We start from the raw sequence: 25,563 nt of genomic DNA, 5'->3' as shown, positions 1-25,563 counted from the left end.
ACTAATGTATTCTAAAGGCTCAATCAGAACTGGAGTAGCAGGCCAGCAGCCGTAGGATTATCGCTAAACAATCGTTGACTGATCCGTGCCGAAGCCGTTTCGCAGAAGTCAAGCCCCGAATAATCAGGATTATAGCCTCCCATATGCGGAACGGCCATCATATATAAACGAGGATTACCCTGACCTTCTTCGTTTACCAGTTGAAAATCATCGTTGATGGCGACGCCCGGTACTCGTAAATAATAGTTCCCATCCGATAACTGCTCCACATCGTCATTACCTTGCTCCCTAGCGGCCTGTCCTTCCTGATTAGACTGGTAACGTAATCGGGCGGGGCTAACGGTTTTATCAATACGTAGACTCGTAAATGGGAAATCGTCAAAATCGAGATGAGGCTGACCAATACAATCGACAAAGGCCGGGTAGTAGACCCGATGCGATTGGCCATCCTCGTCGGTATACTCATAAATAGCTCCTCCGCTGGGCTGCGGAATTACCTCACTATCCTGCCCTACCGACTGAATTGTTAGCAGCCCGGCCTGATGTAGCGCCAACAGCTCCCGTGCCGAACTCTGTGGGACAAAGGCAATGACCAGCGAAATCAGAGGCATGAGTACTTTTTTCAGCCGTTCCATATCCTCAGCCGAAAAATATTTAGCCGGGTAGTTAAGAGCAAAACTCAAAACCGCCAGCATCTCTTTCCAGTATATCGACTCGTGCTTTTTTATTGACTCTTCTGCCTGCTTGTATTCGGCTGCGAATAACTGAAACGCGTCCTCCTTTTCTCGCTGACTCATCATTGTCTCCACAAACTCTTCCAGACTCATGGCTTTTATTCGCTCATAGAAAACTGGGGCCTTCCGTCGGATAGCCCGCTTAAAAGCTTGATCAAAAACAAAATCCAGCGATAAAAAACCATCATTTTGAGCCCGATTATCCGCGACCAGGTCGGGACTCAGCAAATCTTCGGCCGAAATCAGGGGCTCTTCGAGGTGGAATCGAATAGCTGGTAACAGGCCCTCCCGGGAATGCATCACGAGCCGGAAGTCGGGACTTTGAGGAGATAACTGAAAGCGAAGGCGACCATCCGGGCCAGTATCAAAATGGCCATTATGCCGGGCTAACGTACGAATAGCATCAATAGCCGTCAACGATGCCCCCCGAATAGCCACGGCATGATTTAGCGTCAACTTTAACTTAGCAGGTGGATAAGGCGACGAAAAATAGAGCGGTATTTTGCCTTCGTGTTTCGTTGGCCATTGGTGTCCAGTACAGATGATGGCTACGTCGAAGGGCATTTTCCCCATCGTGTCCGTCTCAACCCAAACCTGATTCGTCTCAGGGTCATCAACTATATCCAGAATCTGAGAGTTAAGGTGAACATGCGTAATCAACCCCTGGCAGGCGGCCTGCTCGCGTAAAAGATCAAACTGAGCCGCCAGATATTGACCAAACAATATACGAGGTACCACCCGATAGTCACTGACCTGTGTAGCCTCCAGTTGAAATGGCTCGAGTACTTCCGCTGGCTGCTGCTGAATCCACTCGGTGAGTGACGTAACAAGTGGTGGTATCTCATTAGCGGATACGTTCGTTACGTGTTCTCGATTGGCACCGGCGGAGCCATAAGGCATACCAGCCCCGAGCTGGCTGGATCGGTCAAATAAGGACACGTCCCAATCGGACCGCTTAGACTCTACCAGATGTTTGTAAAAAAATAAACCACTGGGACCAGCCCCGAGAATAGCAATTCGTTTTTTTTGTTCGTTAACGACCATCAATTTTGACCTATTGCGATAGGTATAAAAAGGCTAAAAGCTCCAGATAGTAAGAGAATAAAAACCTGTCGCCTGGCGGCAGACCGACCGACCAACCAGACGACAACATACGGATGTATTTCACTGTCTGATCTGGCCCCTGATGTAAGTAGATGAATAAGCAAATTGTTTTCTTGCCCCCAGGAAGTTAAGCCAATGACACAGTTTATTATATGAACGTATTCAGGGTAAAACATTAGTCATAAACAAATGGTCCTACCAACCAATTGTTTGGTGTTACTGGTTCTGGCTATGTCGACTATTCGTTCAGCTTCTGCTTTCCCGTTGATATTATCCCAAAGCCGCCCCTTACGCTACGTCGTTTTCTTTTATTTATACCTGATGCAGGGACTACCGGCGGGCTTTTCACTGACCGCTATAGCCAACTTTTTAACGGCCGAGCACGTAGCACCGTCGAGAGTTGGGTCGTTTGCCGCCGTAGTAGGCTTACCCTGGGCTTTTCAGTTTATCTGGGGGCCTTTCATTGATCGGTATCAGCAATCAGCAATGGGACGCCGAAAACCCTGGGTACTTGGCGCACAACTCCTGGCATTGCTAGCCTCATTCGGTTTGCTCTCTATTCGCAATCCTACCAACGAGGTACATACACTAGGCATCATTTTTATGATCCACAGTATCTTTGCCTCTGTTCAGGATGCCAGCGTCGATGCGATGGCTATTACCGTTATCCCTTCCCACGAACGCGGGCGACTCAATGCGTTTATGCGGGCGGGCTTTTTAGTAGGTACCGGTGTAGGAGCCGCTGCCTTTTCACAGCTTCTTCGCCAGTATAGCTTTCGGGATGCGGCTCTAACTCAAAGCGTTTGTCTACTGACGCTAACACTTATAACATTTTTCATAAAAGAACAGCCCAACGATCGGCTTTTGCCCTTTCTGAAGCGTCAAGCGCCTGTTTTATCATTGCCCACCGACCAAAATCAAGGGTCAGATTATTCATTCAAGTGGCTGTTTGCGGAGCTGATCAGGGGAATTTTCGCCAGAAGAAACATCCTGTTAGTTGCTGCGATTATAGTAGCCTATGTTAGTATCAGCCTGTTTCTGCGATCCTACAATTACCACCTGATTCAGAAGCTCGGCTGGGCCGACACTTCCCTCTCCCTATTAACGGGTACGTTTGGCATGGTGGTCGCCACGGTGGTCGCCCTCATAAGCGGTTATCTGGCCGACCGTATTGGCCCACCCCGCTTATTGATAATCATTTTATTAGTGATGGTCGCGTATCTGGTTGGCTTCAATCTCCTCGAAGCCACCTGGCAGAATCGTACTGTTGCGCAGACGGGCCTGGTAGCGCTGTATTTTATGGACCCAAGTCTTAGTGCCGCAGCCATGCCCTTGCTCATGGCTATCTGCCGACCCGGCGTAGAAGGTTCCCAGTTTACAACCTATATGGCCTTCGTTAATTTATCGGACATTGCTGGATCATACCTGACAGGGCATGCGTTGGCTTACACACAAGCGCCAACCATTGGTTTAGTAGCGGGAGCTTTGGCGGGCCTCTCCCTGATCGTTATCTGGCTGGTACTACGTCGTTATACCGACTTGTCAGCAATCCGATAAATTGATCACATCATTCCATTTACCAGCAAGGCAAACGTAGTTTCATCTCCATTGTTAGCGAAAAGAGAGCAGAAAGAAACAAACATTATCGTCAGGTTCTTTCTGCTCTCCTATCCAGACCGATATCACTATTTCCCCTAATTATTCATCATCCTTAAATCGATTGGGATGTAAGCAATTGACCCAATAATCTACGATAGCCTGTAGCTGCGTTTGCATAGCCGACAAGTTGCTTTTCTTTTCAAAAAAACCCTGAATTGTTAATTCATACGCTTCTTCAACCATCGATTTGTGAATAGGATGCGTCAGAAAAATAAAAGGAATAGCACGTCTTCGCAAAACAGGATCTTTTTCAATTTCCCGTCGAAGTTCCAGCCCGTTAAGCTCCTGCATATATACTTCTGAAATAATCAAAAAAGCACGCTCGTCGCTACTTTTCAGGAAATCTAAGGCTTTCTGTCCGCTCTCGAAGAAAATAATTTCCCGTTGAGGGGTAATTTGCTCCAGAAGCGGCTTAAATAATGCCTGATCGTCGGGATCATCGTCAATAAAGATGATTGGGCCATTGTCTATCATTGTCGTTGAGTAAATAGTAAGCAAATAAAAAAAAGAACGTATGTGCTCTCTTAATGTTTTAATATAACAAATCTGAACTGTTTATATATTTATAAACGTTCATACAAAAGTTGTATATGGGATGAGGAAAAAGACAATATTGTTGGTGGACGATGAAGAAGAAATTGCGGAAGTACTGAACCGGGCGGCTGCCAGTGTGTTTCCAGAAGTAACTTTCGTTCACGTAAATAGCTTCACGCAAGCTGTCATCTATTTAAACGGACTTAATGGAATGGGGCCCAATCTAATTCTACTGGATCTTGACCTGAAGTCTGATTTGAGCGGTTTCGATTTTCTGGATCGTATACGACAGCACCCTCAGGGCCGTCTTATCCCAACCATCATGCTTACCAGCAATCGGACCGAAGCTACGGCTCAGGAAGCCTATGCACGGGGGGCCAACGCCTTTACGCCAAAGCCTTTTACCTATGCAGAATGGAAATTGTATGTCCGACAGATTCGTGATTTCTGGTTTCAGACGGCAACCATTCCGTGGCTTTATTTTGATCCGTCCGATCAACTTTCCTGATAGCCAACGCCGAAATCCGATTACATTTGAGACGCTGATAGAGCAGTAAAAATTTAATTTGATTGCCTCTCATTGTCTATGAAGAAGTTTATCTGGGCCTTGTGTATAGTGCTCATCCAGTATAGTCCAGTCGCCAACAGCCAAACGTTCACTAGTTTTTCCGGTACTGTTGCTGATCACCAATCGCTGGGCATTGCCGGCGCTTACGTATATCTTTTAAATACCAATCTGGGTGCTCTAACCGATAACCAGGGGAAATTCATCATCCCCAATGTGCCACCTGGCCAGTATACAGTAAATACCAGTGCCCTGGGCTTTGCTACGTCTAATCGACCGTTTACAATAACCGCCGATAAGCCAACCCTAACGATCCAGCTCACAGAATCCAGCCAGCGACTAGATGAAGTGACGGTGTCGGCTCAGAAAGTGGAAGAAGATCCTCAAAAACTCCCTTTCAGCGTATCGACGCTCTCGTCAAAACAGGTTCTGGATTATCGCTTATGGACCAGCAAAGACTTAACGGCCCTGATTCCCAATTTATACTCGGCCAACCCTGGCGATGGACGTAACGTTACGTCTATTCGGGGAATTGCCACTACGTCCTACGATCCAACGGTAGCAACGTATATTGACGGCGTCAATCAATTTAGCCTGGATACCTATGTAGCTCAACTACTCGATATTGAACGCATTGAAGTGTTACGGGGTCCGCAGGGAACACTCTATGGACGTAACGCCATGGGTGGCGTGATTAACATTGTCACGAAACAGCCGGATAACAAAACACGAGGATTTGTCGAACTGAACTATGGTAATTACGGCCAGCAGCGGTATAGTGCAGGCATACGGACCCCGCTGGTAAAGAATCGGCTATTTCTGGGCATTTCGGCGCTATATGGGCAGCAGGATGGCTTTTATCGGAATAATTTCGACCAATCGAGATTCGACCGGGCCAACTACGTCATGGGGAATTATTACCTGAAATTTCTGGCTAGTTCGCGCTGGGCGCTAACGCTTAATGTGAAGCACAATACCAACCAAAATGATGGATCGTTCCCACTGGCCGCCAGCCCGCAGGATGCTTTTGAGGCTCCTTTCACGGTAAATCAGAATGCCGTTGGCCGACTGATGGATTATGTCTTCAACACCTCGCTGTCGGCCAGCTACGTTGGAAACCACTTTACGTTTACGTCGCAATCGGCCTATCAGTCTAATTACCGATATTATGCCCAACCCGTTGACGGCGATTTTTCGCCCATCGACGGCGTAACCATCGTTAACAATTACGGCAAAAAGTGGAATAACGTACAGGTTGGCACTCAGGAGTTTCGGTTCACCTCGCCGGCCAGTTCGCCATCGCGCTTTAGCTGGATTGCCGGTACGTATGGGTTTTATCAGCACAATCCTACGCGACTGGGGACTCATTTTGGAAATGATGCGGCTTTAGTTGGCTCCCCCTTCCCCAATTTTACCAGTATTAACACAAACACAGGCATTAGCGCCGGTCTGGCAGTTTACGGGCAGGGTACGTATGCCATTAACCCCAGGCTAAAACTAACATTGGGCTTACGGTACGATTACGAACACAAAAAGCAGTCGGTGCTTGGCGAATTCCAGATGGATGGCGATCAGACGGCAACCATTACGCAGCCCGATACGTCGGCCACAGCCAGGTTTTCTGCCATTTCGCCCAAAGCTAGTCTGGCCTATTTTTTTACCGACAATCATCAGCTCTACGCTACGTATAGCCGCGGCTACCGGGCGGGGGGCATCACGCAGCTCTCCTCAGACCCTTCGCAGCCGCCCCTCTACGCCTACAAGCCCGAGTACAGCAACAATCTTGAAATAGGCCTAAAAAACACCTTTTGGAACAATCAGCTACGGCTAAACGTAGCCGCCTTTTATACCCAGGTGCAGGATGCCCAGGTACCTACGTTGATTTTACCGGACGCTATCACCATTACCAAAAATGCGGGCCAACTAACGAGTAAAGGGCTGGAACTGGAATTACAGGCAACTCCCACCAAAGGGCTGGACGTAACGTATCAGGTTGGCTATACAAAAGCGACTTACTCATCGCTCAATCTGGCCACTGACGGCGAAAGTGTCAATCTGAAAGGGAATCGCCAGATTTTTACGCCAGATGTTACGTCGTTGCTGGCCGTGCAGTATAGCTATGGATTAGGCGGTAAGCAACAGTATCGATTGGTTGCCCGTGGCGAATGGAGTTATCTGGGTAAACAGTATTTCGACCTGGCTAATCAGATTTCACAAAATGCCTATAGCCTGCTGAATGCTCGCATTGGTATTTCCTCGCAACGAGCCGAACTCTTTTTCTGGGGACGTAATTTGGGCGACGCTACGTTCATCGACTACGCATATAATTTCGGAGCGGCTCATTTGGGTAATCCAAGAAATTACGGCGCTACGTTACGACTTAATTTCTAAACGTTAGTCAGACGAACGCTACGTCTGACCAGCTATAAAAACAGGGTAATGGTACGAGCGCTAAAGTAGATTCAACCGCTTAACTGATTTGAAATCTATAGTGCCCTTAATAGACCACATTGGTATTTACTACGTCCTGTCAGCTAACGCTACTTTTATGAAATCATTCTATGCTTTTCTAATGCTGATTGCTGTGATCAGCTACCAGGCGGATGCCCAGTCAACGCCAAAGGGTAAGGCTAAAGTTATCCGGACACTCATTGTGGATGGGCAGAACAACCACGAACAATGGCCAAAAATTACTTTTATGATGAAGCGCTACCTCGAAGAAACTGGTAAGTTTTCGGTCGATGTAAAGCGGACCTATTATACCTGGAATGGCAACGATCTGGTCGATAAATATAAAATTGCCGGTGTCGAAGGTACCAAAGCCTTACCCAAAGCCAGAGCCGATTCCAGCTTCCACCCCGACTTTTCAAAATATGACCTCGTTATCAGCAATTTTGGCTGGAATGCGGCTCCGTGGTCCGATGAAACCCAGGCCGATTTCGAAAACTTCATGAAAAAAGGCGGTGGTCTGGTGGTTGTTCATGCCGCCGATAACTCATTTCCTCTCTGGCCCGCCTATAACAAAATGATTGGCCTCGGTGGCTGGGGCGACCGCACGGAAAAAGATGGCCCTTACGTGTATTATGACAAAGACGGTAAACTAATCAGAGACCCGCAACCTGGGCGGGCCGGATCACACGGAGCGCAGCAAGAATTCCTGATAACCGTTCGCGATGCCAACCATCCTATCACGAAAGGCATGCCTCTCAACTGGATGCATACCAAGGACGAAATGTATGATCGATTGCGCGGACCTGCCGAGAATATGACGGTACTGGCAACGGCTTTCTCATCGACAGAGAACAAAGGTACCGGTCGACATGAGCCCATGCTGATGACCATCAACTACGGTAAAGGTCGAATTTTCCATACGCCCCTGGGCCACGTCGACTATTCTGTTGAATGCGTTGGCTTTATTACGTGCCTGCAACGAGGAGCCCAGTGGGCCGCCACTGGCAAAGTAGATATTCCTGTTCCCGCTGATTTCCCAACTCCAACCGCTACCAGTAAACGTGCATTTACTGAATAAGACTGTAGGTCTGTGTTGATATAGTTTTTCGGCTTCCGCTAACATCAAACGAGTGATCGTTCAGGATTGGTCTATGCTCCTCCCAAAGGTCACTTGTTACGTATCTGAATCAATTCCTTCCAATAGCGTCTGTTCTTCTCCCAACAAAACGTCTTACGTAAGATCACAGGCGGCCTCTTATAAAATGGTCAAAGTCTTGGGACGGTCGTCCTGCAAGCTACTATGTCTACATGGGCATACTCCAGCTTTAGCAGTCGCACTGCTTCCTAAAGCCGGATTTTGTACAAAATTTTACGGTTAGTGAGGAGGCTATGAAAATTGGCATGGCTTATTTATCAGGTTTGACGCTCCATCAACGAGAAGCCTTAAAGCCGCATGTTACTATGATTTCTATATAGCAAAGCAAAAATGTCTTTTTGCAAAAAGCAGTAAAATACCCTTGTATACCGAACTGCAAAAAAGAGTTTCAAGAGCTAGACTTTATTGGATGAAATAGTAATAAAGTCAATTTGGTACGGAATTTGATACCACCGATTTTCAGGGGATTGAGTAAAATCAAGGCTATACGAAGTAGGTTAGGTATTGGCTGAAAAGTGCCGCAAACTGTTCAGAATACTGGTTTTCAGCTAAAACCTACTATCCTACTTAGCCATTTTAGCTCACTAAATATGTAAATATGTCCGAAACTATTACTCTATTTACCGCTCCAATTAGATCATTTATGGAGTTAACAATACTTTAAGTTATTATTTTTGCCTAATCCTATTAACGAAATGCCTCTTTTTCGTGAAACACTAACCCACGATCCAAACTACCGAATGAAAACACGAACTACAGGTTTAACAGCCCAGGAGTTGGCTCGTTATCTAGGCGGCCCGGTAGTTGTAGTCGCCGATGGACCAGATGCCCAACCCCGCAATGCGAAGCTGGTAGCCGTAGATATTACGCAGGAAGAAGTAAAAGTTTGTTTCGACGGAAGTAGGATTGAATACGAATTATCTCCAGAAGCCATTCGGCCCGTGCTACGAAAATTAACAACCATTACTACCGAAGAAGCGAATACGTGTTGCAAACTGGCTTATGGCTGGGCAGACGATACGCTGGTTAACACGACTATTACACGCGGCAACGATTACATCGAACTATATACCGAGCCTTTCACGCTCATTATTACAGCCAAAGGGGTTATATCGTCGAGTAAGGATAGCGGCTACCGGGTTAGCCCGGCTCGCGTAAATGCCCGTGCCCTACTCATGTATTTAGAATCAAAAGGCTTTGATCTGGATAGCCTGCTCGATACAGGGTTTTCGGTTGAAGATGAGTCATCAACCGACTAAGATCCACTAAGCATTTCTTCATCGGAACGGTTTAATAAGGCATCCCAAGGTTTAGCCTGTATCTTTGCATGTTTTCATACAAGGCTATTGTCACTCCTATGAAGGTCCTATTGCCATTCTTCTTATTGCTCTCGGTTCAGCTTTTAGCGCAAGTAACGTTGCCCACTAACGAACTCGGGCAGGTTCAGTACCAGGAAATTGTTCGTTTGCCCGATGCCACCCGACCAACTCGCCAGGTTGCCACTCAACTACGGTCGTGGGTCGATCAGCAATACCCAAATGAAGGCGATGCTGAAAAGCACTACGATCAGGAAAATAACGTCGTATTTGCGAAGTCAGTTTTTTTGATCGACGGTCAGACGGTACGTTATACGCTAACCCTCGAAGCGAAATTTGGCCGGTATCGGGTAACCCTAACCGATCTCATTACTGAAGCGAAGGGCCTTTCATTGCCTGTTCAGGCAACAAGTCCCACAGCCGACGAAATGAGCCGGATGGCCGACAATAAAACGAAAAGCACAAACGTGATTCAACAAGCCGTCAAACAGCAGGAGGACTTATATCGTCAATTGAATAAAGAATGCCGTGCTACGTTGGCGAACCTTAAAGAATACATGATCTCATTGGCGGAGAAAAAATCGAACTAAAACCAATCCATCAACGGTGGTGCTCCACACCAACCTGCTCGCACCAGGCAAGCACCGGACAGGTCGAGCAGCGAGGTAGTGTTCCCGTACAGATATGCTTACCAAAAGGCATCAGCAAGCGATTGATAGCCACCCACTGTTCGCGGGGGACCTGTTTCTCCAGTAGTTTCAACGTCTGTTCAGGCTGCTTCGTTTTTACGTAGCCCCATCGATTAACCACGCGATGGACATGCACATCGACGCTAATGGCCGCTTGCCCGCTAGCAACGCCCAAAGCCAGATTAGCGCATTTTGGCCCGACTCCTTTGAACGACGTAAGCGTTTCGTAGTCAGCGGGCAGTACGCCATTAAAATTGCTGACGATACGTTCCGCAATTCCTTTCATGGTGTACGCCTTCTGGTCCGGATACGTAGTACCGTATAGGAGTTGCGTTAGCGTGGGTATATCGAGTTTTAGAAACTGTTCGGGGGTTCGGGCAACCTCAAATAAACGTAGTGAGACAGGAATCGTGGTTTCATCGAGCGTACGAATGGATACAATACACGAAATCAACTGTTCAAACAGCGTATTGTAGCCTCGCTCAGCCAAATCAAACATGGCTGCTTTGGGATACGGACGGATAGCCTCTTCAATCCGGCCTAAAACAACGTTGAGATCAAAATCAGGTTTCATGGGCTACGTTGAGATTCATAGTTTGCAACTAGCTGTATTACCAACCAGTATCAACCTACAAACCTCAAACGTAGCAACTAGTTTTAGACCTTCACAATAACCATCTCAACGCGCCGGTTTTCGGGTCGTTCTTTCAGACTTTTGTTCGTATTGATTGGTCGCGATGGACCATAGCCAACCGTGTCGATCCGACCTTCATCAATACCTTTAGCCACCAGATATCGTTTCACTTCATTCACCCGATTACGCGACAATTCAACGTTGGCGTCAAATTCGCCGACGGTGTCCGTATGCCCTTCCAGTCGAATGGTCATGGTTGGATTGGTTTGCATCAGACCAGCCAACCGGTCCAGCTCAGGATACGACTCCGGTTTAAGATCAAATTCTGATACGTTGAAATAAATATTCTTGAGCGTAATGGTTGCCCCGGCTTCGATAGGTACTAAATCGAAGTCCCGGTTCAGGCTAACGCGGTTTGTCGCTAACGTATCGCTCTGGCTAAAATAGCCTGTAGCCGAAGCCGTCACTACATAAACCCCACGCTTGCCAATCGGAATAGAATACGTACCGGTTTGGCCGTTGCTACGTACTGAATCCGCTAAACCGGTACCCGCCGATTCGGCACCCGACAGAAGCTGATACGTCACAACGGCACCAATCGTTTTTTTCGTTTTCGCATTACGCGTCACCCCATTGATGGCAACCGCAGCCACAGCCGTTTCCGATTTGGGCGCCACTACAGGCGGAGTTACGTCCGGAGTGCCAACGCCCGGAGTTGTTTTGGGCTGATAGCGGGGTGGCTGTTGTCTGGGTGTGGTCGGAGAATTAGGGGTGGCCCGTGGTTTAGTCGGTGTTCGCTGCGAGTACGTCTTTTTAGCCGGATTAATAATATGAACCCCCCAGAAATTGAAGCATATATACCCTTTACCATCTCTACATTCGTAGAGATCGAACGTAGCATATCCTGGATCAATACGTTCGAAATAAGCGACAAAATCAACCCGCTCCCCTGGTTCAACACGACGCCGACGTTCCAGTGGAATATTCTCTGCCCGGATAAACTTATACGAACGTTCTCCCTGATTTACATACAATCTTGCAGTAGGCTCAAATTTAATAGTATTGTAGGTTTCATTGGGATCGGGGCCCATTCTTCCCCCTCCCCTTGGCATTGGAATAGAGAAAGGCCAACCACGATTTTGCGTTCTTTGCTCATCCGCCTGGAACTTCATATAAATAATTGTGTACTCAGCCGTTAGCTCAACGCGCTGAATCACTACGTCGGTATCGTTGACATCATCGACACGGGGCGATTCGGTCGTATATTGTACCTGAGCCCGCAGCCCCGTAGCCGTCAGAAATAGAAAAAGGAGAAATAGACGATTCATGGCCGTTGTTTACAGAGACTTACTCTTATAAACGTTTGACCATACTACGTAGTTTATGGTTTAATAAAGCATTTATACCAGATCTGAAAATAGATTTTTATTCTTTATAAATAGAAATAAAACAATAAAATGTAACTCTACTTAAACTAATCAACTTAAATAGTATTTTATTCTCTATCTGTATTTGTTTTTAGCGCTTTCTTCTGATTTTCCTAGTTTAATCCTCCCTTTGTTGTGTCTGTTTCTTTTTAAAACTTATCGTTGCGTTGTACTTTTACAACTCTTACAACTTTCTAACTTAAAAATATGAGAAAACTCTTACTATTTAACTTCCTATTTCTGGCTGTAGCGCTGAGTAGCTATGCACAGAACCAGGTAATTTCGGGTAAGGTGACATCCTCTGATGACGGCGCAGGGTTACCCGGCGTTTCGGTCAGTGTAAAAGGCAAAAATCAGGGAACGTTAACCGATGCAACCGGTGGCTACAGACTTTCCGTCGACGGCGACGTAACGCTTGTGTACAGCTTCATTGGTTTTATATCGGTTGAAGAGCCAGCTAACGGTCGCTCAATCATCAACGTACAACTAAAGACCGACGTACGAAATCTGAACGAAGTTGTTGTTACGGGATATGGTCAGCAAATTAAACGCGACCTTACCGGCAATATCGCTAAAGTAAAAGCTGCCGATATTCAGGATCAGCCCGTCACTACGTTCGACCAGGCACTTCAGGGTAAAGCAGCGGGGGTTCAGATCAATGCGGGCTCAGGTAAACTTGGCCAGGGCATTCAGGTTCGCGTTCGGGGCCAGTCTTCCGTATCGGCCTCAAACCAGCCTCTATACATTGTCGATGGCACACCTGTTACAACGGATAACTTAAGCTTTAACAGTGCTTCAACAAACCCACTTGCCGACATCAACCCACAAGATATTGAATCGGTCGATATCCTGAAAGACGCATCTGCTGGCGCTATCTATGGGGCACGGGCCGCAAACGGTGTGGTTTTGATTACGACCAAGCGTGGTAAAGCAGGACGTACCAACATTACATTTGGTGCCCAATATGGTTCCAGTAAACCAACCAAAAAACTTCAGTTTCTGAATACGGAACAGTACGTTAATTTCTATAATCGGGCAGCAGCCAACTCGGACCGCATTGAGGGTATTGATCCGGCTGATCCAGATTCGTACTCATCGTATATGAAGGGCTTTTATGAAACGCAGGGCCTTGGTACGTATGGCACTCCGAATCAGGCAAGCACAAACTGGGGGGATCTGGCTTATCAGGATGCACCCTATCAGCAGTACGACTTCAATATGAACGGCGGCAATGAGAAGACAACGTTCTATTTATCAGGTCAGTTACTCGATCAAAAAGGAATTCTGATCGGCAATGCGTTAAAACGCTACGCTGGACGTATCAATCTGGACCATCAGGTATCGAGCCGTTTTCGAGCTGGTTTCAACATGGGTTTGACTCGCACCTATAACCAACGGCTCTCAGCTGATAACCAGTTCGATAACCCCATGCAGATGGTAGCTCTGCCGCCAATGACCCCTGCCACTGATCCTGTTACGGGCCTGCCAGTTGGTACTCCTCCCGGCGACATCAGCATTCCACTGTATTATAACCCGCTGATTAACGCAGGCAATGCGTACTTTAACACAACCGTATACCGCAACATCAGTAATGTATATGGCCAGTTAGAAATAGCAAAAGGTCTGGCGTTCCGTAGTGAGTTTGGTCTGGACGTACTGAATCAGCAGGAAGAATTGTATTACAACAGTAAAACGCAGCGTAATTTCAGCGCCCCACTGGGTATTGGCCAAAACCGTTTCGTTCGGGTTGAGAACTATAATACCAACAACTTCTTCACCTACACAACAGCATTCGGACGTAGTCACCTCGACGCAACGGTGGGTATGTCGTTTCAACAATCGCAACAAAAAACCAACTTCACAGAAGGTCGCGATTTTCCCTCTGACGCCTATCGCCAGATTGCCAGTGCAGCCCGTAAAACAGATGGTAGCTCAACCCAATCTGATTTCCGCTTCCTGTCTTATTTCGCCCGTGCCAACTATAAATTCGCGGATCGTTACCTGCTAGGCGCAAGCGCCCGTATCGATGGTTCATCGCGTTTCGGACGTAATAGCCGGTATGGCTTCTTCCCGGCTGTTTCCGTTGGATGGGTGCTATCGGAAGAGGAGTTCCTGAAAAATAACAACACCATTACGTTCCTGAAACTTCGCTCCAGCTACGGTCGAACGGGTAACGCCGATATTCAAACAGCTGGTAACGTATCGCTGCAAAACTTCCCACAACTGGGTCTGTTTATAGGCGATGCCAGCTACGGAGCGCTACCAGGCCAGCGTCCTTTTCAATTGGCAAACCCTGATCTGAAATGGGAGACAACCAACCAATTTGATATTGGTATCGACTTCGGCATTCTGAATAATCGTATTAATGGGGAAATCGATTATTATAACAAACAAACATCAGGTCTGCTACTGAACGTAAACGTACCGGGAACCACCGGATTTGCTACGCAGTTCCGCAACGTAGGTAGTCTGGAAAATAAGGGTTTTGAATTTGTTATCAACTCGGAAAACCTGACAGGTGCTTTCCGCTGGTCGACCAGCTTTAACGCGGCCACGAACCGAAACAAAATCACGAATCTGCAGGGCCAGATCATCGAGGGTGGTATCAATGCTATGAGCCGCGCCGTTGAAGGCCAGCCACTAGGCACATTCTTTACGCAGGAATATGCTGGTGTTGACCCCGCCAATGGTGATGCATTGTGGTACAAGAATACTACGAATCCCGACGGAACCGTTGATCGTTCAACAACCAATGTATATAGTCAGGCGCAACGCGTCGTATTTGGTAGCCCACTACCAAAATGGACAGCCGGTATCACCAATACATTTAGCTACAAAGGCTTCACCCTAAGCGTTCTGTTCAACGGTGTTTTTGGTAATAAAATCAACTTCTATGGTGTAGGACGCTACTCGGCGGCTAACGGCCGTTTCGAAGACAACCAGACGGTTGATCAGTTGGCCGCCTGGACCCCCGAGAACACAAATACAAACGTACCGGAAGCTCGTTTGTATTATAACAATGGTGCCCAGTCGTCCAGCCGTTTTATTCTCGACGGATCGTTTGTACGCTTACGTACTGCTACGTTATCCTACAACTTACCTAAAACACTAATCAGCAAAGCCAAACTGACCAACGTTCGTTTGTTTGTGACAGGCCAGAACCTGCTCACTTTCACCAATTACAAAGGATGGGACCCGGAAGTAAACGCCGACTACATTGTGTCGAACATTGCACAGGGCTATGACTTCTATACGGCTCCGCAAGCACGTACCATTACGGGCGGTATCAACATCGGTTTCTAATCCAGACTTGTTAAGCTGATTTTCAAACGAATTTTTCTATTATGAATTCATCCATAAAACATTGGTTATACATCGGATCGGTTGGCTTTCTGCTCTCAAGCTGTGCCGATCGACTGAACGTTGTGCCAACCCAGACTATTGAACAGAGTCAGGCGCTCAACACGGAGCAAGACGTACAGATTACGCTAACAGGTGCTTACGATGGTTTGAGTGACCGGGAAGTATATGGCGGGGCTATTCAGTTTATTGGCGATCTGGTTGGCGACAACCGTGATGTCCTTTTTGGTGGTACGTATGCTACAATAGACGAGATCTGGCGCAAAGCAGTTACCCCCTCCAACACCGTCAATCGTGATACGTGGCTCGATAGTTACAACGCCATCAACCGAGCGAACAACGTACTATCGGCCCTGGATAAAGTTGGCGAAAGCAGTCGTGGTGCTATAGAAGGGCAGGCACTGTTTATCAGAGGAGCCCTGTACTTCGAGTTGGTAAAAATTTACGGAAAAAGCTGGAATGATGGTACACCTTCATCCAACCCCGGTGTTCCACTCGTATTGACTCCTACTACGTCAATTACGGATGCTGATTACCGCGCCCGCAATACGGTAGCAGAAGTGTATACCCAGGTACTGGCAGATCTGACCAAAGCTGAGTCATTGTTGCCCACTGAACCCGATCGGGGTATGGGCTTTGCCTCAAAAGGTGCAGCCGCTGCCATACTAGCTCGCGTTTACCTGCAACAGCAGAATTTCGCGGCCGCACGCGATGCTGCGAACCGGGTTATTACATCGGGGGTATATAGTCTGGAACCGACATTCGCTGACGTATTTAGCGATGCCACAAATGAATCTGAAATCATTTTCAAGATTATCGTAACGGATCAGGATGGCGTCAATGACATGAATACGTTCTATGCATCGGCCTTAAATCAGGGACGTGGTGACGTGCGTGTACAAACTAAGTTCCGTCAGCTCTATGCCGCTGGTGATGCACGGGGTACGTTCTTTAATACAGCCGGTCAGAATACATTCACCAGCAAATTCAACGATCAGTATGGCGACGTACCCGTTGTTCGTCTGGCAGAAATGTATCTGGTTCGGGCCGAAACCAATCTACGGTTGAACACATCTGTTGGCGCAACGCCACTAGCCGATGTAAATCTGATTCGGGCGCGGGCTAATGCTACCCCATTAACTGCGGTCGATCTGGCTGCAATCCTGCTGGAACGGCGTTTAGAACTAGCTTTCGAAGGTCAGCAATTAGCCGACATCAAACGGACAGCGGGTACAGTTGGTACGACACCTTACAATGCTAACAACCTCGTTCTGCCCATTCCCCAGCGGGAAATTGATACCAACAAACAACTGGTTCAGAACCCTGGTTACTAATCGCAAGTAGTTCAACAATAAAAAAGGCGAATCAATGATTGATTCGCTTTTTTTATTAGCCTGTTTAAACTTTTGTTTTACTAGCGTTTTTGTCATTCCGCCGAAGGCGGAATGACAAAAACGCTAGTAAAACAAAAGTTTAAACAGCTTTCATGCTAATTCTTAACGACCCGTTTCCTGAATACCTGATCGCCTATCCTGATTTCGACAAAATAGATTCCGCTCGCACTGGATTGCAGATTCAGCGTTTGCTCAAAGGTTTCGGTCGATTTCTGGTGATTCTGCCGGACAATCTCTACGCCGTTTAGATTCCGAACGGCCAGCGTTAACGCCCCCCGTAATTGACTGCTGAACGATACCTTCATTTGCCCGTCACTTGGATTAGGTGTTACGGCCAAAGCCAGATCGGCCAATGGCTCATTAGCCGTTACCGTTCCTCCTCGTACATATACCTGTATAACCGCATTGGCCGTACACAGATCAACGCCCGAGCCCGACACCGTATAGGAAGTAGTTTGGGTAGGACTGGCGATAACCTGTGGTCCTAACGTAGCGTTCAGCCCCGTACCTGCCCAGTTGAATACACTGGCTCCTGTTGCGTTTAACGTAACGGCCTGCCCAGCGTCAATAAATAACGAAGACGCCTGAACCTGCACCGATGGCTTCATACCAATTCGTCCGATAATATCGTGCGATACGTTTATACCTAAGCTATCGGCATACCGAAGCCAGTCGCCCTGCCGATTTTGCCGCCAGGCCGTCGCAAACAACGATTCACCATTGCTCGACGTAACGAGTGCTACGGTATCACCCGAAGCATACGGTAACGTAATACCGATATGATAAGGCAAACCAAATAACGGTACGTTCTTATCGAACGTAACAGACGTTGGTCGATTGTTGGCTACATCCTGAAGAATAACCCGTAGTGGTACATCCTTCTGTCCCAGAATAGCACCCGGACCGTTCTGAAAACCGCGGCCGTTCCAGACCGTTACGGTCACAACCGATTCAGTGCCGGTACCCTGAGCGGCTTTGGCCACGCCAAATTTCAGGGTTGCGCCAGCCAGATTGGTATACCCCAACGAATTGTCGAAAAACTCCGATACGGCCTGTGTTCGCTTGCTGTTCTGACCGGCCAGATAGCCAGTGCCTCCTGGTTCTCGGATCACGGTTTGTGTACCACTAAAGTTGGTCACTTCCGCGCAAAGACCCTGATTCAGCACTTCCACATATTCAGTACGTTCCAGCGGGTCGGACTGGCCAACGGCGTTCGACGTAACGAGCGTTACTTTAAACTTACCGGGTTGGTTATACATAACAGTCGGATTTTGTTCAGTAGACGTAGCGGGGGTACCACCTTCAAAAGTCCACTCCCAGCGGGTAGGGAAATTAGCTGACAAGTCGTTAAAACGAACCTGACCGCCTAACAGCACCCGACGCGTATTAGCCTGAAAATTGGATGTAGGACGAGTAGCTACCTGCGTTCCACAAACGTTCGAACTAATCAGCGTGCTACGTCTTGGGCTAATTTCCATAACCGCCCGAATCCGTGCCTTCTGACCAAGCGTAAAAATATTCATACAGGCATCGTCGGAGTAATCCATATAGTTCTGTACCATATTGGCTCCTCCGCAACTAACCCGTCCGGTTGGGCACCCACGGCTTTCGGATGCCTGGGGTGGCGTATCGGCACAAAAATCGTCGCCACAGTTGGCATCTCCCCAGATATGCCGTAAACCCAGCCAGTGCCCAGTTTCGTGCGTCAACGTACGACCCAGATTGTAGGTGGGCCGCATGGTTGGGAAGGTACCCTTGCTGGCATTGCCAAACGACCGATAATCGATCACAACACCATCTGTACTGGCCGGGCTACTGGTCGGAATCCCCGGCAGATTCGATTGGCTGGGGAACTGCGCATAACCCAGTACGCTTCCTCCACCCGGAACGGGCTCGTTTAAGTCGACCACCCAGATGTTGTAATATTTATCGGGATTCCAGTACGTACTTGGTTTCAGGACACCTTCAATATTATCGCGGCTCCAATCGGTGCGGTTACCATTGTACCGGTCGATGCCAGGCTCCGCCATAGTACGGCCTTGTGGGTCCAGGATAGCCGAACAGAATTCGATTTCAATATCAGCGCCGACTGGATTGTTGTTATAGCCCGGCGTATTTACTTTCCGGCGAAAATCGTCATTCAGCGTTTCGAGCTGAGCCTTAACCTGAGCAGCACTTATGTTACGTCCGGTGCCAACCGACTCACCATTGTGAACCACATGGACCACAACCGGTATAGTCACTACGGTTGCCGTTTGCCGACTGGCAGCCATCCGCTTTTTTATTTCAACCATTTTTAGTTGAAGGTCCCGTTCAAAATCGTTGAGTGTTCCCAACTGCGGAAACCTTGCCCGGAGTGCGCTATCCATCTCCATCGTAGCACACTGGCCTTTTACTGGCGCTTGTGCTCGTAGGGTCTGTATAAAAAGTACAAGAAATGACAGGCAAATTAATGATCGTACCATACGCCTATTGAGAAACAGGGTTAAACGTGAACCGGTAACTGGCGTTTATATCCTGAAAATACAACTCTACCGTAAATGAATTAGCCGTCAGGGTTTTAAGCGTCGTTACGTATTTACCATCCAGTACGGGTATATAAAACGTCAGCGAAGCGGTTGCATTAACAAGGTCCCAGCTATCAGTTAAATAAATATCGGGAGCGTTACTAGTGCATTTGGATGGCCCTTCGCTAGCCTCCAGCTTATGTTCAGAATCAGCATAGAAAGTCACATAATCGTCGTAAATGCATCGATCTACACCACTCTGCGAAATAGGAGTCACCGGCGAAGCGTCACCGTCATCAATGACTTGAAAAGACACTGCCCGCCATGTTTTCTTGGTCGTTCCGGTCAGCAACTGGCTGTAGGTTGTTGGTTTCGGTTCGATTTTTTCAGAACACCCACCCAGCAGCCACCCAATCGCTCCAGGAATCAGCAGTAAACGTATAAGTTGTCGCATGAAACTATCTAAATCAAAGCCTTATTGGGGCGTATAAGTTTGAGTGAACGCAAAAGTTGTATCACGAGCCGGATTCGTTAATGCTACTTTTATTCGTAGGTTCAGCGTGATTTTTCGGTCGCGTGGATTCCAGGCTCCTGTCCCACTCAACGTATCGGTTGATCCCAGATTGGTACTCGCCTGAGCGGGTATAGTCAGCGAATTATCCCCATTATCAATAAACGTTAACGGGGCCTTAATGGCATTGAACGTAAGTAAACCCGTGTTCCAGTTGCTCAATAAATAATTTTTGCAGTCGGTACTGGTTATTGCTACGTCGGATATAGTAGCCGTTTGCTGATTAACCGTCAGACTTCCCGTATATAAGCCGCCAAACAGACAATCGTCCTGAATGGTCAGCGTAAATGCCTTCCCGATTGGCACTTCACCCGTACCGAAGCCAACCTGCAAGGAAGTGGGCTCTACGCTAGTCAGGTTGAAGGTTAGCGACTGCGACTCCAGAATGTTGTTGGCATTATTGATCAGCTTCACCGAAATCTCCCCGAAACTCTTGTTAGCCGGAATGACCACCGTTCCCTTTGTTCCTACGATTGTATAATCTTTACCTTCTCGGGCGGTTCCGCTGACAGTATATTTTATAGTAATCGGCTGGTTCAGAATGGGGCCGGCATTATGGACTCGAATAGCAATAGGTTTTGAATAGCTTTCTTTGTAAGCCAGCGACGAGTCAGTAAACCGGACAAAATACGGCCCCTGAAAGGTTCGATCAACATCTTCTTCCAGACAGGCTCCGGCTATCAATCCAACGGCCAGCACCGTCACCAGTGTCAGCAGCCAACGACGGATCGGCTGTTTCTGGTCTGGCCAATCGGCGCTTTGATAGGTAGTTTGATTCTTTTTCATATTGTGGGTTTCCACTAAATCGATAAACGACTAATAACCAGGATTCTGAGTAAGATTAGGATTTTGCTGGATCTCCCGTTGCGGAATAGGCCAGCGTTCATATCGAACATTCCAGTTGGGCGTATAGGCTGACATAACGGCCTGTGCCCGGCCCGTACGGACCAGATCGTACCACCGCTGCCCCTCAAAAGCCAATTCGTAGACCCGCTCCCGTTCCACAGCCAGCAGTACATCAGCCTGAGCCGTTACTGACACAGCGGGGGCTTTGGCGCGTGTCCGCAATACGTTCAGGTCAGCGATAGCGCCACTGGTTCCGGTCAGTTTTCCCTGCTGGGCACGGGCCTCGGCCCGTATCAGATACATTTCGGCCAATCGCATCAACACAATATTATTGTTATCTTCCGAAGCCGTCCCATATTTAAGAACCGTCCAGCCGTTATCGGAACCGCGCAGATTTTGCACATTAAATCCAATCGTAGCACTACGTGTACCTGACTCAGCCGACGTAAGAGCAGCCACTACCTGATTGGACGGAATCACTTCCCGGCGGCTGACAAACAGGTTATTCAACCCCACTCCGTTAGTTACAGGGTCATTAGACGTACCGGGATCATCCGTCAAATTGTAACCGACTTCCAGGATTGACTCGGCGGTAAAATCTTTTAGTACTACGTCTGAATAATTGGTTTGCAGCGTATAAACTCCCGAACTAATAACCACGGTGGCCAGTCGTTCAGCATCAACCCAATTTTTCATATATAGGTTATAGCGGGCCATAGCAGCCTGACAGCTAATTTTATTCAGATACGTAGCATTAGTCGTTACGTCTGTTGAGCCAGATGCTACTGATGGCAGATCGGTCAGTGCAGCCTGATAATCGGCTAGTACCGAGGCCAGAATATCAGCTTTAGGAGTCCGAACAATAGCCCGGTTTGTTGCCTGATCAGTCGAAGTGACTTTAGGTATGTCACCATACGTTTGGGTAGCGATAAAATTTGCCCATCCTCGGATAAAACGAGCTTCAGCGATTACCTGCTTACGCGTATTTTCAGAAACGCCACTAACCTGCGGGAGTTTTTCCAGAATAAAATTCGCTACATAAATAGCTCTGTACAAACCTACCCATAAGGAATTTACGGCACCGTTTGCGGCCGTAATCTGCTTCGTCCCCAATTCTCGAAAATCGGTAAACGTACCATTATGGACCAGGTAGTCGGCCGTAAAATCGCCCGCAATCATATTGGGGGCCGCTGTGCTCCGTAATGCGCTATACAACCCAATTCGAACGGGCTGCACATCATTAGGTTCATTCAATACTAAATCGTCAGCCAGCAATGCTACTGGCTTGGGTTCCAGCACTTGCTCGCAGGAAGCCAGCATAAAAACTATACTGAGTAAGCTATATTGTAGGAAGCGAATCATATCAAACCGTTACGCTAAATGTCGAGTTAGTGCGCTTAAAAACTAAGTGAAAGGCCAACCAATACCGTTTTCACCTGCGGGAACGTAAAGAAATCAATACCTTGAGCGGTGGTTGAACCATCCAGCGTGCTCACTTCCGGATCGGCTCCCGAATAACGCGTCCAGGTCAGCAGATTCGTTGCCGACGCATATACTCTGGCATTGCCAACTTTGTATTTATTGATCCATGCCTTGGGGAAATTATAGCCAATCGATACGTTCTTCAGACGCAGATAAGAACCATCTTCTATAAAGCGGCTGCTCAGGAAGTTATTGTAGGTATCCTGATAAACGTATTTGGGAACGCTCGTAATATCTCCTTCTTTCTGCCACCGTTTTAATGCTTTCCGCGATTGATTATTCTGAATGTCGGCTCCCGTGTTGACCAAGGCGGTTGCATCGGAGAAATTCAGAATACTGTTTCCGTACGAAAACTGAAGAAAAGCACTCACATCGATCCCTTTCCAGGATACGCGGTTCGTTAAACCGCCATATAGTTTTGCCTGTGCGTTGCCAATAACCTGACCGTCGGCTGGCGTGATACGTCCATCGCCATTTTTATCGTCATAGATGGCATTGCCCGTTGCCGGATCAACACCCAAAAATTTCAGCCCCCAGAACGTACCGAGTGGTTGCCCCTGCAGCAGAACATTTGTTCTATCGACACCATTTCCCGTGTAGCCCCGAAACAAGGGGACATCGCTGGCCAGTTCAACAATTTTGTTATCGTTATGCGATAAGTTCAGATCGGTTGTCCAGCGAACCGCTTTCGCTACGTTTACAGTACTAATGGTTAGTTCCGCACCCCGGTTACCGACTTTACCAATATTGCCCTGGAAGGTCGTAAAACCCGATGTTCCTGGAATGGGCTGAGCAAAAAGAAGCCGGTCGGTCAGGTTGTCGTACGCATCAATTGTTACGTTCAATCGACCACTAAAGAACGATGCGTCCAGACCAACATTGGCCTCACGGGTGCGTTCCCATTGCAAAGCCGGGTTGGCCAGAGCCGCCGGACCAACACCCGTTGCGCCACTATACGTAACAGACGCCCATGTACCAAGAAACTGAAAATCACCAATACGTTCGTTTCCGGTAAAGCCAAAGCTGGCCCGCAACTTCAGATCGCTAAGGAAATGGCTGTATTTTTCCATGAATTTTTCACTGGAAATACGCCAGGCTAATGATGCCGATGGAAAAGCGCCAAAACGACGAGCCTGCCCAAACCGCGACGAGCCATCATAGCGAGCCGTAATGGTAGCCAGGTATTTTTGGTCGTAGTCGTAACGCACTTCACCAAAGGTTGATACCAGGCCACTATTCGTCAGGTTTGAGGTCCCCTGATCAACAATACCTGCCGAGGTAATGTATGTAAAGTCATCACTCGGAAACAAACGTCCCTGTACGTTACCTCCGCGTTCGGTGCGTTGTAAGACTTCAAAGCCCGCCATCGCATTGAAGCGGTGCTTTTCGTTTAATAGAAAATCGTACCGTAACGTGTTCGTATTGATGAGCGTAGCCAGCGTATTATTACTAAAATCACCGTAACCCTGACCGCCAACGCTGGCTAAAAAACCGCCAATGGCCGTTGTGGAAGGTTCAAAATTATCTTCCGTTACGTTGTTGTAATCAACACTGACTTTAGAGCGAAAGCGTAGATTATCAATAATTTCGTATTCAGCGTAGACGCCCGCCAGTGCCTTTACGGCATACGTATTGAAACGTGGCAACAACGACTGCGCCAACGGGTTAAAATTGGGGAAGCCCGGATAATCAGGATCGTTCGGAACCGTCAACTTACCCTGATCATTATACGGCGAATAGTAGGGTAAACTCTTTATGGCTCCTGAATAGACGCCGTCCAGAAAGTTATCGCCTTTGACCCGTTTATTGAACGACCGCGACAACGTCAGGTTCATACCAAACGAAAGTCGATCGGTTGCTTTATGATCAAACTTAAACTGGCCAGTGTACCGCGTAAATCGGTTATTGATCTGTACGCCCTCTTCATCGCGATAGCTGCCGCTCAGATAGAACTGAGTCCGATCATTACCGCCCTGCGTCGACAGTTGGTATTGCTGATAGACCCCTTTCCGTAATACGGCGTCAATCCAGTCGGTATTGATTCCGTCCGTAACGCCTTTAATCAGGCCAAGCTTATCGGGATCAAGTCCGGCATTGGTAACGGCTTCGCGCTGCAAGTCCAGCAATTCGGATGAATTGAGCAGATCAGGCCGACGCACTACGTCGGTCAGGCCACGCTGCACATCAATAGTAAAGCCGGTTTTTTGATTAGATTTCCCTCGTTTTGTCGTGACCAGTACGACACCATTAGCCGCCCGCGATCCATAGATGGCCTTGGCCGACGCGTCTTTCAGCACTTCGATCGACTCAATGTCATTGGCATTAAACAGCGAGAACGCATTATCCTGCTGCCCACCAAAATCACGGCCGGTCAGCGCGCCATCTTCGACAGGAACGCCATCTACAATAAACAAGGGTCGGTTACTGGCCGAAATAGACGTATTACCCCGGATACGTACTGTCATACCACCACCCGGCGTACCTGACGACTGCTGCACCTGTACGCCAGCCGCCTGGCCCTGCAAAGCCTGATCGAAGCTGGTAACGGGAATATCTTTGAATTTATCGGGCGATACAGAAGCAATAGAACCCGTAATATCTTTCCGCTGCGTGGTATTGTAGCCCGTTACAACAACCTGCGCCAGCTCATTGAGCGCTTCCTGCATCTGCACGTTGATGACAGTTCGGTTGCCTACGGTTATTTCCTGATTGACTAAACCAATAGATGTCAGCACCAGAACCGACGTAGCACCCGGCGCATTGATGCTGTAATTTCCATTGGCATCAGTACTGGCTCCCGTTGTTGTTCCCTTAACCTGAATGTTTACGCCAGGCAACGGAAGCCCATCCTGCGCCGATGTAACTCTGCCTGTTATACGCTGGCCCTGAGCCCACAGCCTTATTGGCAGCATAGCCAGCAAGACTCCGCAAATAATAATACCGTAATAGTTCCTCATGTATAGATTATAATCCAGGCAAAATCTTTTAAGGTTCGAACTCCTTTCGTCAGCCAAACAATGTACTGAAAATCCAGCAGGATGCTACCGCTTTTAACGAAAAAATTACTTCCGTCGTATAAATCTATGGGTTAACAAATTATATACCATTCGCTTTTTTATCAAAATATAGGAACG

At 47.8% G+C, this 25,563-nt stretch carries 17 protein-coding genes; 8 read left to right on the top strand and 9 right to left on the bottom strand.

The features are described from left to right. Nucleotides 1-23 precede the first annotated feature (23 nt). Nucleotides 24-1,778 (bottom strand): FAD/NAD(P)-binding protein, encoded by a 1,755-nt coding sequence (locus GK108_RS21255; RefSeq protein ID WP_163952868.1) that lies wholly within the window; start codon nucleotides 1,776-1,778, stop codon nucleotides 24-26. Nucleotides 1,779-2,027: 249 nt separating this feature from the next. Here GK108_RS21255 and GK108_RS21250 point away from each other — a divergent pair, with 249 nt between their 5' ends. After that, the gene (locus tag GK108_RS21250; protein ID WP_246225052.1) at nucleotides 2,028-3,395 is read left to right on the top strand and encodes an MFS transporter; all 1,368 of its coding nucleotides are present in this window, start codon (nucleotides 2,028-2,030) and stop codon (nucleotides 3,393-3,395) included. A gap of 141 nt (nucleotides 3,396-3,536) precedes the next feature. On the opposite strand, the gene GK108_RS21245 is transcribed toward GK108_RS21250, so the two are convergent. Next, on the bottom strand, nucleotides 3,537-3,971 hold the full coding sequence (locus GK108_RS21245) for a response regulator (RefSeq protein WP_163952867.1): 435 nt from the start codon (nucleotides 3,969-3,971) through the stop codon (nucleotides 3,537-3,539). 121 nt (nucleotides 3,972-4,092) lie between these two features. Between GK108_RS21245 and GK108_RS21240 the strand changes: the two genes are divergently transcribed. From GK108_RS21240 to GK108_RS21220, 5 genes are all read left to right on the top strand, one after another. Beyond that, nucleotides 4,093-4,539: a response regulator gene (locus GK108_RS21240; RefSeq protein ID WP_163952865.1), complete on the top strand. Its 447-nt coding sequence runs from the start codon at nucleotides 4,093-4,095 to the stop codon at nucleotides 4,537-4,539. A gap of 78 nt (nucleotides 4,540-4,617) precedes the next feature. Continuing rightward, the gene (locus GK108_RS21235) at nucleotides 4,618-6,987 is read left to right on the top strand and encodes a TonB-dependent receptor (RefSeq protein ID WP_163952863.1); all 2,370 of its coding nucleotides are present in this window, start codon (nucleotides 4,618-4,620) and stop codon (nucleotides 6,985-6,987) included. Nucleotides 6,988-7,144: 157 nt separating this feature from the next. Beyond that, on the top strand, nucleotides 7,145-8,125 hold the full coding sequence (locus GK108_RS21230; protein ID WP_163952861.1) for a ThuA domain-containing protein: 981 nt from the start codon (nucleotides 7,145-7,147) through the stop codon (nucleotides 8,123-8,125). Between the two features lie 818 nt (nucleotides 8,126-8,943). Beyond that, nucleotides 8,944-9,462 carry a hypothetical protein gene (locus GK108_RS21225; RefSeq protein WP_163952859.1) on the top strand — a complete coding sequence of 173 codons (519 nt, stop codon included), beginning with the start codon at nucleotides 8,944-8,946 and terminating at the stop codon, nucleotides 9,460-9,462. Nucleotides 9,463-9,560: 98 nt separating this feature from the next. Continuing rightward, nucleotides 9,561-10,109, top strand: coding sequence for a DUF4468 domain-containing protein (locus tag GK108_RS21220; RefSeq protein ID WP_163952857.1), 549 nt, complete (start codon nucleotides 9,561-9,563; stop codon nucleotides 10,107-10,109). Between the two features lie 10 nt (nucleotides 10,110-10,119). On the opposite strand, the gene GK108_RS21215 is transcribed toward GK108_RS21220, so the two are convergent. After that, complete coding sequence (locus tag GK108_RS21215; protein ID WP_163952855.1) at nucleotides 10,120-10,782, bottom strand: endonuclease III domain-containing protein; 663 nt, start codon at nucleotides 10,780-10,782, stop codon at nucleotides 10,120-10,122. 83 nt (nucleotides 10,783-10,865) lie between these two features. Further along, complete coding sequence (locus tag GK108_RS21210; protein WP_163952853.1) at nucleotides 10,866-12,170, bottom strand: OmpA family protein; 1,305 nt, start codon at nucleotides 12,168-12,170, stop codon at nucleotides 10,866-10,868. Nucleotides 12,171-12,476: 306 nt separating this feature from the next. Here GK108_RS21210 and GK108_RS21205 point away from each other — a divergent pair, with 306 nt between their 5' ends. Together GK108_RS21205 and GK108_RS21200 are read left to right on the top strand one after the other, a co-directional pair. Next, complete coding sequence (locus tag GK108_RS21205) at nucleotides 12,477-15,572, top strand: SusC/RagA family TonB-linked outer membrane protein (RefSeq protein WP_163952851.1); 3,096 nt, start codon at nucleotides 12,477-12,479, stop codon at nucleotides 15,570-15,572. A gap of 41 nt (nucleotides 15,573-15,613) precedes the next feature. Continuing rightward, nucleotides 15,614-16,963: a RagB/SusD family nutrient uptake outer membrane protein gene (locus GK108_RS21200; RefSeq protein ID WP_163952849.1), complete on the top strand. Its 1,350-nt coding sequence runs from the start codon at nucleotides 15,614-15,616 to the stop codon at nucleotides 16,961-16,963. A 155-nt stretch (nucleotides 16,964-17,118) separates the two neighbouring features. Here GK108_RS21200 and GK108_RS21195 read toward each other — a convergent pair whose 3' ends face one another. The 5 genes from GK108_RS21195 to GK108_RS21175 all read right to left on the bottom strand — a co-directional run bounded on the left by GK108_RS21195 (nucleotide 17,119) and on the right by GK108_RS21175 (nucleotide 25,386). Beyond that, the gene (locus GK108_RS21195) at nucleotides 17,119-19,392 is read right to left on the bottom strand and encodes a M43 family zinc metalloprotease (RefSeq protein WP_246225050.1); all 2,274 of its coding nucleotides are present in this window, start codon (nucleotides 19,390-19,392) and stop codon (nucleotides 17,119-17,121) included. Between the two features lie 100 nt (nucleotides 19,393-19,492). Next, entirely contained in the window at nucleotides 19,493-19,984 is a 492-nt protein-coding gene (locus GK108_RS21190) for a hypothetical protein (RefSeq protein WP_163952845.1), read from the bottom strand. Between the two features lie 21 nt (nucleotides 19,985-20,005). Further along, nucleotides 20,006-20,887, bottom strand: coding sequence for a DUF4843 domain-containing protein (locus GK108_RS21185; protein ID WP_163952843.1), 882 nt, complete (start codon nucleotides 20,885-20,887; stop codon nucleotides 20,006-20,008). 30 nt (nucleotides 20,888-20,917) lie between these two features. Then, nucleotides 20,918-22,309: a RagB/SusD family nutrient uptake outer membrane protein gene (locus GK108_RS21180; protein ID WP_163952840.1), complete on the bottom strand. Its 1,392-nt coding sequence runs from the start codon at nucleotides 22,307-22,309 to the stop codon at nucleotides 20,918-20,920. A 35-nt stretch (nucleotides 22,310-22,344) separates the two neighbouring features. Then, nucleotides 22,345-25,386: a SusC/RagA family TonB-linked outer membrane protein gene (locus GK108_RS21175; protein WP_163952838.1), complete on the bottom strand. Its 3,042-nt coding sequence runs from the start codon at nucleotides 25,384-25,386 to the stop codon at nucleotides 22,345-22,347. Nucleotides 25,387-25,563: the final 177 nt, after the last annotated feature.

It is taken from the genome of Spirosoma terrae (assembly GCF_010435915.1).
In the GTDB taxonomy this organism is placed as follows: Bacteria; Bacteroidota; Bacteroidia; order Cytophagales; family Spirosomataceae; genus Spirosoma; species Spirosoma terrae.
Note: the sequence above shows the minus strand (reverse complement) of the source record. Positions and strands in the feature narration are given on the sequence as shown.